This is a genomic window from Sphingopyxis sp. MG, from assembly GCF_002953155.1.
Taxonomy (GTDB): Bacteria; Pseudomonadota; Alphaproteobacteria; order Sphingomonadales; family Sphingomonadaceae; genus Sphingopyxis; species Sphingopyxis granuli.
Genome location: NZ_CP026381.1, coordinates 1,571,202 through 1,588,894, shown reverse-complemented (window position 1 = coordinate 1,588,894; position 17,693 = coordinate 1,571,202). Strand labels below are relative to the sequence as shown.

Sequence of the window (17,693 nt, the reverse complement as noted above, 5' to 3'; positions counted from 1 at the left end):
TTGCTTCGCTCCGCTCGCAATGAAGGAGAAGTTTCCGCGCCTTCGCGTGGATGCTGATGAAGGTCCCGGTTTTCGCTGGCAACGTGATTTTCGCGGGATGGCTATTGGCCTTCCCGGTCCACCGCCGCCTGCACCTGCTTGTAGAAAGCCTCGCGCGCCGCGCCGACGCCCTCGGGGTCGGTCGCGGTCGGCCAGTTGCCGTTCGACGCGATCACCAGCCGCCGCTTCGGGTCGATGAAGATGCCCTGGCCGAAGATGCCCTGCGCGGCGAAGCTGCCGTCGTCGTTGGTCCACCATTGATAGCCATAGCCGCGCCCCGGCATGTCGATATCGGCCTGCTTCGTCGTCGCGGCGGCAAGCCAGTCGTCGGGCAGCACCTTCTGCCCGCCCGCGACGCCCCCGCCGAGGATGAACTTGCCGAAGCGCGCATAGTCGCGCAGGCTCGCCGACAGGCAGCAGCCGCTGATCTCGTGCCCCGTCGGGCCGAGCATCCACACGGCGTTCTGCTCCATCCCGAACGGCCGCCAGACCTTTTCGGACAGATAGGCCGACAGCGTCTTGCCGGTCGCGCTCGATACGAGCACCCCGATCAGATTGGTCTCGCCGGTCTTGTAGACCCACTTCGACCCCGCGGGCGCTTCGCGCGGCAAGGTCTTCATATAGCTGACCGTTATATCCTCGCCCGGGACCGGCTGTTGCAGGTTGAACTGCGCGACGTCGGATTTGGGATCGGTATAATCCTCGTTCCATTTGACGCCCGACGTCATGGTCAGCAGCTGACGGACGCTGACGTCGTCATAGGCCGAACCTTTCAGCCCCGGGATATAGGCGGTGACCTTGTCGTCGAGGCTCTTGATGAAGCCGTCCTTCACCGCGGCGCCGACCAGCGTCGAGGTGAAGCTCTTGGCTACCGAAAAGCTCGTCCAGCGCCCATCGGCGGCATAGCCGAGCGCATATTTCTCGAGGCGTATCTTCCCGTCCTGGACGATGATCAGCCCGGCGTTGCGCTGCCCCGCCATATAGGCATCGACGTCGACGCCGAGGTCGATCGGCGCGCCCTGCGGCAGCGGATGGACCGGGCCGCCCGCCTCGACCGTGTGGACGACCACCTTCGGGACCGTCTCCATCGTGCGAAAGGCGAGGTCACGCTGGTCCTGGCTCCAAAACAGCACGTTCAGATCCTCCGGCAATTGGGTTGTCGTCTGGGCCGATGCGGGGGCGCTCCCCACGGCCGCCGCGGCGCAAAGCAGCGCCGCCATCACAAATCGTCGCAAATCCGTCTCCCCTTCTTCCTGTTTTTCAGCCCGCCTTTTCGAGCGTGACCTGCGCGACGTCGATGCCGCCGCCACGGAAACCGCCCTCGCAATATTGCAGATAATAGCGCCACAGGCCGACGAAGCGGTCGTCGAAACCGGCGGGCAGGCGCCCGTCGCCGACCGCCGCGTCGAAGCGCGCGCGCCATTCGCGCAGCGTTTCGGCATAGTCGCCGCCGAACCGCCGGACGTCGCGCCACGCAAGCCCGCGCGCTTCGGCGAGTGCCTGGAAGCGGCTTTCCGAGATCAGGCAGCCGCCGGGAAAGATGTGGGCCTGGATGAAATCGCTGCTCGCGGCATAGCGCTCGAACAGCGCGTCGTTGATCGCGATGTACTGGATCGCGGCCTTCCCCCCGGGCCGCAACAGCCGCGCGATCGTGTCGAGATAGGCGGGCCAATAGGCCTGCCCCACCGCCTCGACCATCTCGACGCTCGCGATCGCATCGAACGCGCCGGTCATGTCGCGATAGTCGCACAGAGCGATGCGCGAGCGGTCCGACAGGTCGACCGCGGCGAGCCGCGCGGCGGCGACCTCCGCCTGCGCCGGCGACAGCGTGATGCCGGTGTAGAGGACGTCGTGCCGCTCGACCGCGCGCTCGGCCAGCGCGCCCCAGCCGCAACCGATCTCGAGCAGGCGGCTGCCCGACCGCAGGTCGAGCCGGTCGAGGATCGCATCGACCTTCGCCGCCTGCGCCTCCTCCAGCGTCTGCGCGGCGTCGGTGAACAGCGCGCTCGAATAGTTCAGCCCCGCGTCGAGCCACAGGCGGTAGAAATCATTGCCGAGATCGTAATGCGCGAGGATGTTGCGGCGCGCGCCGCGGCGGCTGTTGCGGTTGAGGAAATGCGCGGCGCGGTTGATCCAGCGCCATGGTCCACGCGCGCGCGCCGCCCGGCCCAGCGACTCCGCGTTGCGCATGAACAGGTCGAACAGCGGCACCGGGTCGACCGACGACCATTCGCCGCGATCCCATGCGCGATACCAGCCCACCGAGCCCGAGAGCGCGAGGCGCGCCAGCGCGGACCAGCTCTGCACATGGACGACCGCGACCGGTCCCTTGCCGCGGCCGCCGAGCATGCGGACGCTGCCGTCGGGCAGATGCCCCTCGATCGCGCCATGGTCGAGCCCCGCGTCGATGCGGTCGAGCTGGCGGTGAAAGAAGGCGGCAGGCGCGTGCCGGATCAGCCGCGCCGCGAGCCCGCCGGAGCGGAACGAACGCTCCGCCCCCAGCAGCCTCTCGCCGCGCGCCTTCCTGACATGCGTGTTCATAGACCTTGTGTGCCGCAAAGCAGCGCGCAAGACAATCGCCTGTCGCGCGGCGCCATGACGTCAGGGTCCGGCACCGCGCGCACGGCGGAACCCTAAAGGTCGGGTCCGCCTTCCTTCACCGTCCAGGTCTGCCCCTTCTTGAGCAGCCCCTGGAGGTCGGCCGTCTTGCCCGCGGCCGCCGCCTCGTTCTGGCGCCAGACATCGGCCTCGAAGGTCGGGCGCGGGTCGTCGTAAAGGACGCCGAGCGCCATCGGGAACTCGCCGAAGCGCATTTCGACCAGCATGTGCGCGACGCTGCGGTTGGTGACGTCGTGGACGATCACCCCCGCCGCCTGCCAGTCGCCGTCGGCCACGTCGACGACCTTGAGCGTCAGCGCCGCATGGTCGAGCGCGATCCCCTTGGCGCCCTTGGCGAACAGCATCGGCTCGCCATGCTTCAGCCAGAGCTGGCGGTCCTCCGCCCCCTTGGGCGCGGCGAAATCCTCGAACACGTCCTTGTTATAGACGATACAGTTCTGAAAAATCTCGATAAAGGCGGCGCCCTTGTGGGCGTGCGCGGCCTTCAGCACGTTCGGCAGCTCCTTCGACACGTCGAAGCCGCGCGCGACGAAGCGCGCCCCCGCGCCGAGCGCGAAGGCACAGGGCTGCGCCGGGCGGTCGATCGAACCGAAGGGGGTCGAGGGACTGTTCGTCCCGACGCGGCTGGTCGGCGAATATTGCCCCTTGGTCAGGCCGTAAATCTCGTTGTTGAACAACATGATCTGGCAGTCGAGATTGCGGCGGATGACGTGCATCGTGTGATTGCCGCCGATCGACAGCCCGTCGCCGTCGCCGGTGATGATCCACACGTCGAGGTCCGGGTTGGCGAGCTTCAGCCCCGTCGCGAACGCCGGCGCGCGGCCGTGGATCGTGTGGAAGCCATAGCTTTCGACATAATAGGGAAAACGCGACGAACAGCCGATACCGCTGATGAACACCGTATTTTCCGGCACCGCGCCGATGTCGGGCAGCGTGCGCTGCACCGCCTTCAGGATCGCATAGTCGCCGCAGCCGGGACACCAGCGAACCTCCTGATCGGTCTCCCAGTCCTTGAGCGTCGTGGTGCGGGCGATGGTGGTCATCTCGTTCATGCTGTTTCCTCTCGGGGCAACGACGCTTTCGCGTCAGCCCAGCGCCTTCTCGATGGCGGCTTCGATCTCGGCGATGCGGAAGGGCTGGCCCGAAACCTTGTTCACCGGTTTCGCGTCGACCAGATACTGGTCGCGGAGCACCGTCTTGAGCTGGCCCGTGTTCATCTCCGGCACGATGACCCGGTCGTAGCTCTTGAGCAGCGCACCCAGATTGGCGGGCAGCGGCCAGATGTGGCGGATATGGATGTGGCTGACGTCCGCCCCTTCGGCGCGCTTGCGGCGCACCGCCTGGTGGATCGGGCCATAGGTCGATCCCCAGCCGACGACCGCGAGCCGGCCGCCCTCGGCGCCGAGTTCGACGATCTGGTCGGGAACCTTGACCCCGTCGATCTTCGTCTTGCGCAGGTCGGTCATCGCCTGATGGTTGGCGGGCTGATAGTTGAGGTGGCCGGTGTCGACCTCCTTCTCGATCCCGCCGATGCGATGGAGCAGGCCGGGCGTTCCCGGCTTCACCCACGGGCGCGCCAGCTTTTCGTCGCGGCCATAGGGCTTGAATCCGCCCTCCGGCACTTCGGTCAGGAACTCGACCGGGAACGCCTCGTAAGCGGTCAGGTCGGGGACCTTCCACGGTTCGGCGGCATTGGCGATGTAGCCGTCGGTCAGCAGCATCACCGGCGTCATATATTGCGTCGCGATGCGGCACGCCTCGATCGCGCATTCGAAGGCGTCGCCCGGCGAGCGCGCGGCGATCACCGGCATCGGCGCGTCGCCGTTGCGGCCATAGACCGCCTGATAGAGGTCGGATTGCTCGGTCTTGGTCGGCAGGCCGGTCGAGGGGCCGCCGCGCTGCGAATTGACGATGACCAGCGGCAGCTCGGTCATGATCGCGAGCCCCATCGCCTCGCCCTTGAGCGCGATACCCGGCCCCGACGAACTGGTCACGCCGAGCGAACCGCCATAGCTGGCACCGATCGCCGAGCAGATGGCGGCGATTTCGTCCTCGGCCTGAAAGGTCGTGACGTCATATTCCTTGAGCCGCGACAGATGGTGGAGGATCGCCGACGCAGGCGTGATCGGATAGCCGCCGAAGAACATCGGCAGCTTCGCAAGCTGCGCGCCCGCAACGAGGCCGAGCGCGATCGCCTCGGCCCCCGTCAGCGTGCGATAGAGGCCCGGTGCGACGGGCGCCGGCGCAACGTGATGCTGCTTGAGCGGCCCCGACAGCTCGGCCGTCTCGCCGAAGGCGTGGCCCGCGTTGAGCGCCGCGATATTGGCGTCGGCGAGATTGGGGTCCTTGGCGAACTTCGCCTTGAGCCATTCGATCAGCGGCTGGCGGTCGCGGTCGAACATCCAGAGCGCCAGCCCCAGCGTCCACATGTTCTTGCAGCGCAGCGCTTCCTTGTTGCCGAGCCCGAAGGGCTTGACCGCGTCCATCGTCGCCTGGCTGATGTTGAGCTTGAGGAGCTGCCATTTGGCGAGGCTGCCGTCCTCGAGCGGGTTCGCGTCATATTTCGCCTTGGCGAGGTTGCGGTCGTTGAACTCGCCCTCGTCGGCGATGATCAGCCCGCCGGGCTTAAGCTGGGGGACATTGGTCTTGAGCGCCGCGGGGTTCATCGCGACGAGCACGTCGGGCGCGTCGCCCGCGGTCGTGATCTCGCTCGACCCGAAATTGATCTGGAAAGCCGAAACGCCGAACAGCGTGCCCTGCGGCGCGCGGATCTCGGCGGGAAAGTCGGGGAAAGTCGCCAGATCGTTTCCGGCCAGCGCGGTCGAAAGCGTGAACTGCCCCCCGGTGAGCTGCATGCCGTCGCCCGAGTCGCCCGCGAAACGCACCACCACCGCATCGGAAAGGGAGGACTCGGGTGCTGCCGCCTCGTCCGCTACCGCTGTCGCCATTCTATCTTCTGCCTTCAAAACCTGCGAACCGTGATTCGGCCTAGGCTCGTCCGCGCCAAGCCGCAATTGAGAAAAAATTGTCGGCGGCCAAGCAGCCGCGCACCCGCCATTCCAAAACCAGTTGTCAAATGCCATTGAATTATCCGCGGCGATGCCGAATAGCTTGCGCAGACAACAGCAAGGGATCGACAGGATGACCGACGGCACCACCCCCTATGTCCGCCCCGATGTGGCGGGTTTTCTCGCCTTCCTGAACGCGCAGGAGGGCCCGAAGATGGAGGAACTGCCGCCGGAGGGCGCGCGCGGGATGATGCGCGCGATGGGGCAGCTTGCCGACGTCCCGCGCGGCGCCATCGCCAAGGTCGAGGATCGCACCATCCCGGGGCCGGCGGGCGCGATTCCGATCCGCATCTACGACGACCGGCCCGACCGCGAAGCGGGGCCGGTGATGGTCTTCTATCACGGCGGCGGCTTCGTGATCGGCGATCTCGAAACCCACGATCCCTATTGCGCGGAGGCGGCGCGCATCCTCGACATGCCGGTGATCGCGGTCGATTACCGCCTGGCTCCGGAACACCCCTTCCCCGCCGCGCCCGAGGATTGCGAAGCCGCGACGCGCTGGGTCGCCGACAATTTTCCCTGCACCGGCCTGGTCCTGTCGGGCGACAGCGCGGGCGGCAACCTGACCATCGTCACGGCGCTGTCGCTGCGCGACCGGCCGGCGTCGAAGCCGGTGATCGCCATCCATCCCATCTATCCGGCCGTGTCGACCCACAACGACTGGCAGAGCTACCGCGATTTCAAGGAAGGCCATTTGCTGACCGAAGCCGGCATGACCTGGTTCGGCGACCAATATCAGTGGGTCGAGGACGATTACCGCGCCGCGCCGCTGAACTTCCCTGCCGAAGGCCTGCCGCCGACGCTGCTCGTCACCGCGGGCCTCGACCCGCTGCGCGACCAGGGCCGCGCCTATGCCGCCAAGCTGATCGAAGCGGGCGTGCCCACGACCTATCGCGAGGCGGCGGGCACCATCCACGGCTATATCTGCCTTTCGCAGGGCGTTCCCAGCGCCAGGGACGATATTCGCGGCAACCTGACCGTCCTCAAGGCGATCGTGGCCGAACAGACGGCATGAGCGACACCGGCGCCCTGCCCTATCGCCCCTGCGCGGGGGTGATGCTGGCCAATCGGACCGGCCGCATCTTCGTCGGCCAGCGGATCGATTCGAGCGCCGACGCCTGGCAGATGCCGCAGGGCGGCATCGACCCCGGCGAGGACGCCGAAGCCGCGGCGCTGCGCGAGCTGGAGGAGGAAACGGGCGTCCACGCGGGGCTGGTCGACATCATCGCGCGCAGCCGGACCGAGCATCTCTACGACCTTCCCGACGATCTGATCGGCACGGTGTGGGGCGGCCGCTATCGCGGGCAGCGCCAGAACTGGTTCCTGATGCGCTTCATGGGCGAGGATGCCGACGTCCATATCGTCACCCCCCATCAGGAATTCCGCGCGTGGCGCTGGGCAGAACTCGACGAGCTCGAAAGGCTGATCGTCCCGTTCAAGCGCGCGCTCTATCGCGCCGTGGTCGAGGAGTTCCGCCCGCTCGTTTAGATTCTGTGGGGATACGGTTTCGGCGCGGTTTCTCTTTTCCTCATCCTGAGCTTGCTTGGCCTATATGCACCCATCAGGCAGATAAGGTCTGTTCCCCGGCGAAAGCCGGGGCCCAGATGGCACAGCGCTGCCGCGCGTGGATCCCGGCTTTCGCCGGGGAACGGTTGTTCCTTGCCGGAAAGGATCTTCACCAACTGCTTCAGGATCCGTATCCGCCCTCCGCTAAACGGCGCCCATCTCAATCCGTTCGTGTCGAGCGTAGTCGAGACACCCATCGGCCTTGCGCTACACCGATTAGGTGTTTCGACTTCGCTCGACACGAACGGGACGGTGACTCGGATAGGATGCGCCAAGCGCACACCCCACGGATTGCACACCAGGCTTACAATCGCCGGCCGCTTGCGATAGGCGCCGCCGCATGCGCGACGCGCCCTCCCATGTTCCCGAGCCGCTGGCGCTCTATGCCATCGGGCTCGGGTCGAACCGTCGCCATGCGCGCCATGGCGATCCGCGGCGGGTGCTGCTGGCCGCGCTCGCCGCGATGGAGAGCGTCGGGATCGAGCCGGTCGACGCGAGTCCGATCATCGCCAGCGCACCGCTCGGCCCGTCGCGGCGGCGTTACGCCAATGCGGTCGCGCTCGTCGCGTCGCCGCTCAGCCCGCCCGAAATGCTCGATCGACTGAAGGCGATCGAGGCGGCCTTCGGGCGCCGCAAGGGCCAGCGCTGGAGCGCGCGGACGCTCGACCTCGATATCCTGCTCTGGTCGGGCGGAGCGTGGAGCGACGCGGCGCTGACCATCCCGCATCCGGAGATGGCGCGGCGCCTTTTCGTGCTGCGTCCCCTGACGACGATCGCGCCGCACTGGCGCCATCCGCTGGCGCAGCACAGCATCCGCCAATTGCTGCGAAGACTCGAACGCCCGAGGCCCATCGACGGCAAGACACAGGCGCACGCGGCCGGCGGACGGTCGGGGGACTAGGCTCCGGAAGGTGAGCCGTTCGGAGCGGGCGCGACGATGGTCGGGTCCAGCGGCACTTCCCTGGGTGTCGCATAGCCCTGATAACGGATCGCGTGCAGATCGGTCAGGCACTCTGCAACCTGGGCCCAGAAATCGGCTTCGGCGATCTCGCCGGACGCCCTGAGCTGCTCGATCTTGCCGGCGATGATCCGCGGCGCATCGTCGCCATAACGGCTTTCGAACGCGAGCGCCTGGCCCCACAGATCATGATCGGCATTGGCTCCCATATCGCGACTCCATTGTCTATGCCTGTGGGCTGCAAGGACGATATGGACCGCTCGCAATGGCTTCCATAACAAAGGTTAGGAACGCACGCGCGGTGCGAGCCCGTCAGTTTCGCGCTGCGCGCTATCGGCCGAAAGCAGACTTTCGAGCGCGAGCGCATCGCCCAGCGCGGCGAAGGACGCTGTATTGTCGAAGATGCACCACGCCGGCGCCGTCGATCCCGCCTGCCCGAGCTGCGCGCCATAGGATTTCAGCCGATCGGCCCCATAGGGCGAATGATAGATGACGGGCGACCCGTGCAGCCGCCAATAGGAAAAGCCGCGCCATCCGCCGGGCATCGCCGCCGCAGGAACCCGGGCGGGGTCGGCGGCGACCCGCGCGACCCGCAGGCCGGCAAGCAGGGCGTCGGCCTCGGCCGCGAACCAGCTTGCATGCCGCGGTTCGCACACCACGCGAGCCGCAGTCGCCGCGGTGAGTTGGTCAAGGAAGGTGCCGGCAATAGCGGCATCGAAGACGAGCTTCGGCGACATCTGAACGAGCAGCACGCCCAGCTTGTCGCCAAGGCCGGCCGTCTCGTCGAGCAGCTTCGCAATCGGGTCGCCGCAATCGACCAGCGACCTTTCATGGGTGATCGCACGCGGCACCTTGACCGAAAAACAAAAATCGCGCGGCACGATGGCGCCCCATCGCGACCATGTCTCGGGACGATGGGATCGGTAGAAGGATGAATTGACCTCCACGCACGAAAGCCGCGCGGCATAGCGTTCGAGCGCGAAGCCTTCGTGCGGAAAGCCATCGGCATAACGCGCCGCGATGCTCCAGCCCGCCGTTCCGATCCTGACCGACATGTGTCTCCCAACGCCCTTGCAGCGCGGGCGTTCCGGTGTCGGCCGCCCTCGTCGAAGGCTTTATCCCGCCCGTTCCCTTCGGGCGAATTTCCGAACCGCGACGCAAAGCGCGATGGTCAGCGCAATCGCGGCGAGGTCGGCATACCAGTCGCCGATGTCGCTGTCGCGGTGCAGCGTCGGCACCGCCTGCACGAATTCGATCAACGCGCCAAGTGACGCCAGTGCCGCGAGGACCCAAAACCAGCGGACGGCGGGATAGGCCAGGAAGAACAGCAGGGTCAGCACCACGAAAGCCAGCATATGCTGCGATTTGTCGCTTTCGATCAGCATGGGGGGTTGCGGAGACCATGCGAACCAGAGCGTGACGAGCAGCGCCAGCCAGAAGAAGAGCCTGAACAATCGATCCATACGGCTGCCCTATACCGCATCAGGACCATGTGCGTGCAAGCACTTCCGCCCTCGCGTCCATCTCGCCGGGTTCGCTTTCGCCGACCAGCGCGTAGGACATGTCACCGCGCCGCCAGTAGGCTACCGACTGCGCGCCCTCGCGGATCGCGTCGGGCTGTTCGGGCGCGCCATTCTTCCGGCGCTGTAGGAAGATGGAAAGCCGGTCGCCCTCCTGCGTCTGCACCGCCATCAGCAGCGCCGGGCCCCGCTCCGTCGGAAAGAGCTGCACGTCGGTGACCGTCCAGTCCTCCGGAACCGCAGGCACGGCGATGTTGGTCGCGCGGCGGATTTCCTGCGCGTTGAAGCGCGGCGCCTCGACCTGCGAATCCATCGCCGCGCGCAAAAGGGCGACGCGGTGCGAGGTCAGCGCATCGTCGACATAGGCAGGCGGCGTGCGGATGACGACCGTCAGCACCAGCGCCGCCATTCCTGCGGCCGCCAGCCCGCCCAGCGGCGCCCAGAGCCGGCGCCGCGCGGGTGCGGCGGAGAAAAGCGAGCGCGCCACCTCGATCAGATGCGCCGGCACCGGCTGCCGGCCACGCGCGAGGAGTTGCAACGCGCTGCGCCGCCCCATGTCGCCAAGGACCGCCGCCGCCTTTTCGGGATGGCGGCGCAGATAGTCCTCGACCGCGAAGCGGCCTTCGACATCGAGCTCGCCGTCGATATAGGCATCGATCTCCATATCGCTCGGTCCGTCAGTCACCCCGCCCTCCCACGATGCGCAGCGCGGTCGTCGGGACCGGCTGCTCGTCCAGTTCGCGAAGCGCCGTGCGCGCCCGGGCGAGCCGCGACATCACCGTCCCGACCGGAACATCCAGCAGGTCGGCGCATTCCTGATAGCTCAGTCCCTCAACCGCGGTCAGGTGCAGCACCGCGCGCTGATGCTCGGGCAGCGCCGCGAAGCAGCGCGCGATATCGGTCAGCCGGGCGTGATGTTCCTGCGCCGCGTCCGAATGGGCGACCAGCGTCTCGGCGAAGCGGTCGTCGCGCCGTCGCTCGGCCGCCCGCCGCCGGAGCCCGGAAACGAAGACGTTGTGAACGATCGCGAGCAGCCAGCGCCGGCGGCTCCGGCCCCGCTCGTAACCGGCATCGCGCTCGATCGCGCGAACGACGGCGTCCTGCACCACGTCGTCGGCGTCGTGGTGATCGCGGGCCAGCGCGCGGGCATAGCGTCGCATCGCGGCCAGCTCGCCGGCGATATCGTCGTCTTCATGGCGATCGGTCATCGCGGGCTCATATGCACCAAAAGCACCGGTTTCGCCATCGTCAGGCGACTTTCGCCAAGGCCGGAACGGATTCGCGGCGCGCGACGCGCTCATAGACGCGCGCGACCTCCGCCAGTATCTCTTTCCAGCGGAAGCGGTCGGCGGCGTCGCTCGCCGCGCGGCCCAGCAGGCGAAGACGGACCGGTTCGCCGATGAGCCGCGCCGCTGCGGCCGCATAGGCCCCGGCGTCGCGCGCCGGCACCAGCAGGCCGGTCCGTTCGTGATCGATCAGCGCCGACGCGCTCGCGACATCGGCCGACACCACGCCGAGGCCGGACGCCATCGCCTCCAGATTGACGTTTCCGAAGGCTTCGGTGACGCTGGGGTTGATGAGAAGATCGGCGCTGGCCACCGCATGGCCCAGTTCGCTTCCTTCGAGCAGGCCCATGAAGGTCGCGTTGGGCAAACGGCGTGCGATCCAGTCGCGCGCCGGACCGTCGCCGACGATCATCGGGCGCACCGCCAACCCCTGCGACCGCAGTCGGGCGATCGTCTCGGCGAACAGGCCGAGCCCCTTTTCGAGCACCAGCCGGCCGAAGAACAGCGGCACGATCTCGTCCGGCTTGTAGCCCAGCCGGGCACGCAGCGCCTCGCTCCGCAGCGCCGGATGAAACATCGCGCGGTCGACCCCGCGCGACCATATCGAGACCTTCCGGTCGCCGAAGCGGCTGGCCATCTCGTCGCGGATCGGCGGCGTCGGCGCGAGGATGTGATCGCTGTCGCCGTAGAAGCGCGCCAGATAATCGACGACGGGCCGCCGAAGGAAGCCGAGGCGATAATAGTCGAGATAGGTTTCGAACCGGGTGTGCAGGCTCGCCACCACCGGGATGCCGGCGGCCCGCGCATACTTCTGGGCCTGCCGACCGAGAATGTCGGGCGCGGACAGGTGGACGATGTCGGGTGCAAAAGCCTCCATGTCCGCGCGGGCCGAGCGCGTGAAGCCGAGCGCGAGCCGATATTCGGGCCGCCCGGGAATGCAGGCCGAGCGGACCGACACGACGTCGCCGACCGAAGCGAAAGCCTTTTGCGGAGCCGTCGGCGAATAGATGCGCACCTGCGCGCCAGCCTGGCGCAGAAGATGGTCCACCAGCCGGTTCAGGGCGCGGTTGGCGCCATCGCGAACGCAATCATAATTTCCGGAAAACAAGGCGATTCGCAAAGGGGCGGTCCGCGTGGACCGGGGCTGGACAAGCAAGGGAGAGGAACGTGATAAAATGCCGGACATGACAGGCATACGCCTGTCGCGGCCCGGTTATTCCATCGGCTCGCGCCCGATCTACGGAGCGCCGGTTCCCTCCCGGTCGATCAGCCCGGTGTCGAGCAGCGGCGCGGCGTCGATATCCGCGGCGCCCAGAAGCGCCGCCAGCCGCTCGGTGCTCGCGAGGATCATCGCCTGCTCCCACGACGGCAGCGCGGCGAAGCGGTGCGCGAAGATTTCCTGCAGCGCATCCGGCGCATCGGCGAGCCGCTGCCGGCCCTCCGCGGTCGCATCCAGGAATATCTGCCGCTTGTCCCGCTCGCTGCGCCGCCGCGTCACGAGGCCGAGGGCGACGAGCCGGTCGGTGATGGCCGTGATCGTGGCGTGGCTGAACTGGAGCCGCTGGGCGATCGTTCCCGGCGTGACCTCTTCCCGCGCCTCGACCTCGCGCAGGACGAGCAGTTGCGACGGGGTCAGGCCGGTCGCCGCCGCCAGCTTGCGGCTCCCACGATCGGTCGCGCGCAGGATACGCCGCAAGGCCTTCAGGGTCGCATTCGCAATCTCGGTCTGCATGCGCCCCTGTTAGCGGCACGGAGGGGCGGCACCAATCCCATTCTTCCCGATGAATGCGGGTAAATATATTTCGCTTTATGAACCATTTTTCCCCGCAGGGGTTGATCGCTTCTCAATAATGCGTATGTTTTTGCACATCCCACTCGCAATTTTTCATGCGACTCCGAAATATATTTCAGGAGATGAACGATACTGGATCAACGCCAGAATAATGAATCCTTGCCCTTGAGGCCTGTGTCGGACGCGGCGCCGGCATCGATGCCGGGTCTGCAACTGCGCAAACCGGTTGCCGAAGACGGACCGGCAATCACCGCCCTGATCGCGCGCTGTCCACCGCTCGATCGCAATTCCGCCTATTGCAACCTCATCCAGTGCGCGCATTTCGCCGATCAGTGCATCGTGGCGGAAAAGGACGGCCGGATCGTCGGCTGGGTGTCCGGCCACCACCCGCCGTCCGACCCGCACGCCTTTTTCGTGTGGCAGGTGGCGGTCGCGGTCGAGGGGCGCGGGAAAGGACTCGCCAGCCGGATGATCGGGGCATTGTTCGCCCGCCCCGCGCAGCAGGACGCAACGCACCTGACGACGACCGTCACCGACGACAATGATGCCTCGTGGGCGCTCTTTCGCGGCCTCGCGCGCGCCTGGGACGCGCCGTTCGAGCGTAGCGTCCTGTTCGACAACCAGACCCATTTCGCCGGTGCGCACGCCACCGAATATCAGGCCCGCATCGGCCCGATCGATCGCAGCAAGTTTCAGCAAGCACAGGGATAATCATGACCATGACACCTCAACCGTCCGGCGCGATTCCGGACAGGAGCATCTATGAGCGCCGTGAATCGGGGGTCCGCAGCTATGCCCGGTCGATGCCGCGCCAGTTCGGCAAGGCGGCGGGCGTGTGGATGCACGACAATCGCGGCGGCCGCTATCTCGATTTCCTGTCGGGCTGCTCGACGCTCAACTATGGGCACAACCATCCGATCCTGAAGCAGGCGCTGCTCGACTATATCGCCGACGACGGCATCGCCCACGGCCTCGACCTTCACACCGACGCGAAGGCGGCCTTCCTCGAAACCTATGAGGCGCTGATCCTGAAGCCGCGCGGGCTCGACTATCGCGCGATGTTCACGGGCCCGACCGGCACTAACGCGGTCGAGGCGGCGATCAAGCTCGCGCGCAAGGTCACGGGGCGCGAGATGGTCGTCGCCTTCACCAACGGCTTTCACGGCATGACGCTGGGCGCGCTCGCCTGCACCGGCAATGCCGCGAAGCGCGGCGGCGCGGGCGTGCCGCTGTCCCATGTCAGCCACGAACCCTATGACGGCTATCACGGGCCCGAAGTCGATACCGCCGACCTGCTCGCGCAGCGGCTCGCCGACCCGTCGAGCGGCCTCGACGCCCCTGCCGCGATCCTCGTCGAAACGGCGCAGGGCGAAGGCGGCCTCAACACCGCATCGCCTGAATGGCTGCGCCGCATCGCCGCGCTGGCGAAAGCGCATGGCGCGCTGCTGATCGTCGACGATATCCAGGCCGGCTGTGGACGAACCGGCTCCTTCTTCAGCTTTGAAGGGATGGGTTTCACGCCCGACATCGTCACGCAGGCCAAGTCGCTGTCGGGCATGGGGCTGCCCTTCGCGCTGACGCTGTTCCGGCCCGAACTCGACCAATGGTCGCCGGGCGAGCATAACGGCACCTTTCGCGGCAACAACCACGCCTTCGTCACCGCCACCGCCGCGCTGCGCCATTTCTGGAGCGACGGGGCCTTCACGGCGGATATCGCGCGACGCGGCGACCTGCTCGCGGCGCGGCTCGATGCGATGGCCGCCGAGCATGGCTTCGAGACCCGCGGTCGCGGCATGATGCGCGGCATCAATGTCGGATCGGGCGAGCTTGCCGACGCGGTGACCGCCGCCTGTTTCGATGCAGGTCTGATCATCGAGACCAGCGGCGCGCACGGCGAGGTCATCAAGATCCTCGCCCCGCTTATCATCGACGACGCGCTGCTCGCGGGCGGCCTCGACATTCTCGAAACGAGCCTGCGCGAGGCGATGGCCGACGATTTCGCCGTCGCCGCCGAATAACCAACAGGAGATACACCATGCTCATCCGCAATCTCGGCGATATCCGCAAATCGGATCGCAACGTCCGCTCGAACGGCTGGGTCAGCGCCCGCCTGCTGCTCAAGGACGACGATATGGGCTTTTCCTTCCACGTCACGACGATGTTCGCCGGCGAGGAATTGAAGATGCACTATCAAAACCACCTCGAAGCCGTGCTCGTCCTCAAGGGCACCGGGACGATCGAGGATCTCGCGACCGGCGAAATCCACAGGCTGCAGCCCGGCGTCATGTATGCGCTCAACGACCATGACCGGCACGTCGTGCGGCCCGAGACCGACATATTGACCGCGTGCGTCTTCAACCCGCCGGTCACCGGCAAGGAAGTGCATGACGAGAACGGTGCCTATCCGGCCGAGGCCGATCTCGTCGCCGCCGACTGAGTCCATCCATCATCAGCAGGGGGACGTCCCGTGAAAGACCTCTACCCATCGCGGCACGCGGCGAGCGCCGAACTGCTGCCGCGTCTCGACCCCGTCGTCCATGGCGACTGGAACCCGGATGCGCCGGTTAGCGAGGCGCAGGCCGCCCGGTTCGACCGCGACGGCTATCTCGTTCTCGAAGGCGTCTTCTCGGACGCTGAGGTCGCGCATCTGCAGGCGGCGGCGAGCAAGCTGCTCGCCGATCCCGCCGCGCTCGACGCGGAGACGATCGTCGCCGAGCCGCAGAGCCGTGAAATCCGCTCGATCTTCGAGATTCACCGCCAGAGCGACGCGATGGCGCGGCTCGCGTCCGACGCGCGGCTCGCCAACGTCGCGCGCTTCCTGCTCGGCGACGAGGTTTACATCCACCAGTCGCGCCTCAACTATAAACCGGGTTTCAAGGGCAAGGAATTCTATTGGCACAGCGATTTCGAGACGTGGCATGTCGAGGACGGCATGCCGCGGATGCGCGCGCTGTCGATGTCGGTGCTGCTCGCCGAGAATACGCCGCACAACGGGCCGCTGATGGTCATTCCGGGGTCGCACCGATCCTATCTGACCTGCGTCGGCGAGACGCCCGAAGACCATTATCTGAGTTCGCTCAGGAAACAGGAATATGGCGTGCCCGACGAGGATCACCTCGCCGAACTGGCGCACGATCATGGCATTGTCGCGCCGACCGGCAAGCCCGGCACCGTCATCCTGTTCGATTGCAACCTGATGCACGGATCGAACGGCAACATCACGCCCTTCCCCCGCGCCAACGCCTTCCTCGTCTATAATGCGGTCAGCAACCGGCTGGAAAAGCCGTTCGGCGTCGACAAGCCGCGGCCGTGGTTCCTGGCCCATCGCGGCGAGCCCGAGCCGCTGACGGTCGCGTCGGGCCCGCTCGTCGAAGCGGTGCCGGCATGAGGAGGCATCATAGCGTCGAGAAGGTCGGCGGCACCTCGATGGCCGCGACCGCGACCCTGTTCGACAATGTGCTGATCGCGGGACGTTCGGGCGGCGACCTTTATAACCGCATCTTCGTCGTCTCCGCCTATGCCGGGATGACCGACCTGCTGCTCGAGAACAAGAAGAGCGGCGAACCCGGCGTCTATGGCCATTTCGTCGACGACGACGATGCCGGGGCATGGCGCGCGGCGATGGAGCGGGTGCGCGCGGCGATGCGCGCGCGCAATGCGGAGATGTTCGCGCGGCCCGAAAGCCGTGCCGAAGCCGACCGCTTCGTCGATGCGCGGGTCGATGCCGTCGCCGCCTGCCTCGACGATCTCGCGCGGCTGCGCAGCCATGGGCGATTCAGCCTGAAGGACCAGTTCGTGACGGTGCGCGAACTGCTCGCCGGGATCGGCGAGGCACACAGCGCGCACAGCACCGCGCTGCTGCTCTGCGACCGCGACGTCAACGCGCGCTTCGTCGACCTGACGCTGTGGGACGAGGACGACGTGCGCAGCCTCGACGCGCGGATCGAAGAGGCGTTCGCGGCGATCGACCTGCGCACCACCCTGCCGATCGTCACCGGCTATGCCGGCTGCGAGGGCGGCATGGTGCGGCGCTATGCGCGTGGCTACACCGAAATGACCTTTTCGCGCATTGCCGTCCTGACCGGCGCGCGCGAGGCGATCATCCACAAGGAGTTTCACCTGTCGAGCGCCGACCCGAAGCTGGTCGGCGAGCGGTGGGCGCGCAAGATCGGCCGCACCAATTACGACGTCGCCGACCAGCTCGCCAATCTGGGCATGGAGGCGATCCATCCGGGCGCGGGGCGCGGACTGCGCCAGTCGGGCATTCCGCTGCGCGTCCGCAACAGTTTCGACCGCGAGGATGCGGGGACGCTCGTCACCGGCGACTATGTCTCCGACGTCCCGCGGGTCGAGATCGTTACCGGCCTGCGCCAGATGCAGGCGCTGCAATTCTTCGAGCAGGACATGGTCGGGGTGAAGGGGTATGATGCCGCGATCCTTGCCGCGCTGACCCGCCACAAGCTGTGGATCGTCAGCAAATCGTCGAACGCCAACACCATCACCCATTATCTGTCGGCGAATGCCGCCGCGGTGAACCGGGCAGCCGCCGAATTGCAGGACCAATATCCCGACGCGTCGATCACCGCGCAGCCGGTCGCGATGGTGTCGGTGATCGGCAGCGACATCTCGCGCCCCGGCCTCGTCACCGAGGCGCTGCGCGCGCTCGACGCGGCGGGGGTGTCGATGATCGCGATGCAGCACCAGATACGCAACGTCGACGTGCAGTTCCTCGTCGCGCCGCACGATTTCGATACCGCGGTGCGCGCACTGCACAAGGTGTTGGTCGAGGATGGGGCGCTGGTCGAGAACGAGGCGGCGCCGGCGGAGGATCGGCGCGCCGCCTGA

19 protein-coding genes are annotated in these 17,693 nt (G+C 66.9%); 8 read left to right on the top strand and 11 right to left on the bottom strand.

The annotated features are described in order from the left end of the window. Window positions 1–101: 101 nt before the first annotated feature. The 4 genes from C3E99_RS07325 to C3E99_RS07310 form a co-directional block, all read right to left on the bottom strand. Window positions 102–1,259: a serine hydrolase domain-containing protein gene (locus C3E99_RS07325; RefSeq protein WP_104959634.1), complete on the bottom strand. Its 1,158-nt coding sequence runs from the start codon at window positions 1,257–1,259 to the stop codon at window positions 102–104. A 40-nt stretch (window positions 1,260–1,299) separates the two neighbouring features. Next, entirely contained in the window at window positions 1,300–2,580 is a 1,281-nt protein-coding gene (locus C3E99_RS07320; protein WP_076075526.1) for an SAM-dependent methyltransferase, read from the bottom strand. A 92-nt stretch (window positions 2,581–2,672) separates the two neighbouring features. Beyond that, on the bottom strand, window positions 2,673–3,710 hold the full coding sequence (locus tag C3E99_RS07315) for a 2-oxoacid:ferredoxin oxidoreductase subunit beta (RefSeq protein ID WP_076075529.1): 1,038 nt from the start codon (window positions 3,708–3,710) through the stop codon (window positions 2,673–2,675). A gap of 33 nt (window positions 3,711–3,743) precedes the next feature. Further along, window positions 3,744–5,606, bottom strand: a complete 1,863-nt coding sequence (locus C3E99_RS07310; RefSeq protein ID WP_076075531.1) for a 2-oxoacid:acceptor oxidoreductase subunit alpha — start codon at window positions 5,604–5,606, stop codon at window positions 3,744–3,746. Between the two features lie 193 nt (window positions 5,607–5,799). Here C3E99_RS07310 and C3E99_RS07305 point away from each other — a divergent pair, with 193 nt between their 5' ends. From C3E99_RS07305 to folK, 3 genes are all read left to right on the top strand, one after another. Beyond that, window positions 5,800–6,741: an alpha/beta hydrolase gene (locus C3E99_RS07305; protein ID WP_067109953.1), complete on the top strand. Its 942-nt coding sequence runs from the start codon at window positions 5,800–5,802 to the stop codon at window positions 6,739–6,741. After that, on the top strand, window positions 6,738–7,214 hold the full coding sequence (locus C3E99_RS07300) for an RNA pyrophosphohydrolase (RefSeq protein ID WP_076075534.1): 477 nt from the start codon (window positions 6,738–6,740) through the stop codon (window positions 7,212–7,214). The genes C3E99_RS07305 and C3E99_RS07300 overlap by 4 nt, the downstream gene beginning before the upstream one ends. 418 nt (window positions 7,215–7,632) lie before the next feature. After that, on the top strand, window positions 7,633–8,193 hold the full coding sequence (gene folK, locus C3E99_RS07295; protein WP_082797147.1) for a 2-amino-4-hydroxy-6-hydroxymethyldihydropteridine diphosphokinase: 561 nt from the start codon (window positions 7,633–7,635) through the stop codon (window positions 8,191–8,193). Here the strand turns inward: folK and C3E99_RS07290 are convergent. The 7 genes from C3E99_RS07290 to C3E99_RS07260 form a co-directional block, all read right to left on the bottom strand. Next, window positions 8,190–8,459, bottom strand: coding sequence for a DUF6961 family protein (locus C3E99_RS07290; RefSeq protein ID WP_067110861.1), 270 nt, complete (start codon window positions 8,457–8,459; stop codon window positions 8,190–8,192). The genes folK and C3E99_RS07290 overlap by 4 nt on opposite strands. A 75-nt stretch (window positions 8,460–8,534) precedes the next feature. After that, window positions 8,535–9,305 (bottom strand): DUF72 domain-containing protein, encoded by a 771-nt coding sequence (locus C3E99_RS07285; RefSeq protein ID WP_104959633.1) that lies wholly within the window; start codon window positions 9,303–9,305, stop codon window positions 8,535–8,537. 60 nt (window positions 9,306–9,365) lie between these two features. Beyond that, window positions 9,366–9,713 (bottom strand): hypothetical protein, encoded by a 348-nt coding sequence (locus C3E99_RS07280; protein ID WP_076075541.1) that lies wholly within the window; start codon window positions 9,711–9,713, stop codon window positions 9,366–9,368. 19 nt (window positions 9,714–9,732) lie between these two features. Beyond that, complete coding sequence (locus C3E99_RS07275) at window positions 9,733–10,455, bottom strand: anti-sigma factor family protein (RefSeq protein WP_067110871.1); 723 nt, start codon at window positions 10,453–10,455, stop codon at window positions 9,733–9,735. After that, window positions 10,448–10,978 carry a sigma-70 family RNA polymerase sigma factor gene (locus tag C3E99_RS07270; RefSeq protein ID WP_067110925.1) on the bottom strand — a complete coding sequence of 177 codons (531 nt, stop codon included), beginning with the start codon at window positions 10,976–10,978 and terminating at the stop codon, window positions 10,448–10,450. The genes C3E99_RS07275 and C3E99_RS07270 overlap by 8 nt, the downstream gene beginning before the upstream one ends. 40 nt (window positions 10,979–11,018) lie before the next feature. Next, complete coding sequence (locus tag C3E99_RS07265) at window positions 11,019–12,242, bottom strand: glycosyltransferase family 4 protein (RefSeq protein WP_442800481.1); 1,224 nt, start codon at window positions 12,240–12,242, stop codon at window positions 11,019–11,021. Between the two features lie 51 nt (window positions 12,243–12,293). Beyond that, the gene (locus C3E99_RS07260; RefSeq protein ID WP_067110876.1) at window positions 12,294–12,788 is read right to left on the bottom strand and encodes a MarR family winged helix-turn-helix transcriptional regulator; all 495 of its coding nucleotides are present in this window, start codon (window positions 12,786–12,788) and stop codon (window positions 12,294–12,296) included. A gap of 258 nt (window positions 12,789–13,046) precedes the next feature. On the opposite strand from C3E99_RS07260, the gene ectA reads away from it, so the two are divergent. From ectA to C3E99_RS07235, 5 genes are read left to right on the top strand one after another with little or no spacing between them, the layout of a single operon-like run. Beyond that, window positions 13,047–13,559 carry a diaminobutyrate acetyltransferase gene (gene ectA, locus C3E99_RS07255; RefSeq protein WP_067110928.1) on the top strand — a complete coding sequence of 171 codons (513 nt, stop codon included), beginning with the start codon at window positions 13,047–13,049 and terminating at the stop codon, window positions 13,557–13,559. A 2-nt stretch (window positions 13,560–13,561) separates the two neighbouring features. Then, window positions 13,562–14,866 carry a diaminobutyrate--2-oxoglutarate transaminase gene (ectB, locus tag C3E99_RS07250; RefSeq protein WP_174521666.1) on the top strand — a complete coding sequence of 435 codons (1,305 nt, stop codon included), beginning with the start codon at window positions 13,562–13,564 and terminating at the stop codon, window positions 14,864–14,866. A gap of 17 nt (window positions 14,867–14,883) precedes the next feature. Next, window positions 14,884–15,285 carry an ectoine synthase gene (locus C3E99_RS07245; protein WP_067110882.1) on the top strand — a complete coding sequence of 134 codons (402 nt, stop codon included), beginning with the start codon at window positions 14,884–14,886 and terminating at the stop codon, window positions 15,283–15,285. A gap of 30 nt (window positions 15,286–15,315) precedes the next feature. Next, window positions 15,316–16,236 (top strand): ectoine hydroxylase, encoded by a 921-nt coding sequence (gene thpD, locus C3E99_RS07240; protein WP_076075546.1) that lies wholly within the window; start codon window positions 15,316–15,318, stop codon window positions 16,234–16,236. Beyond that, window positions 16,233–17,693 (top strand): aspartate kinase, encoded by a 1,461-nt coding sequence (locus C3E99_RS07235; RefSeq protein WP_076075547.1) that lies wholly within the window; start codon window positions 16,233–16,235, stop codon window positions 17,691–17,693. Before thpD ends, C3E99_RS07235 begins: the two co-directional genes overlap by 4 nt.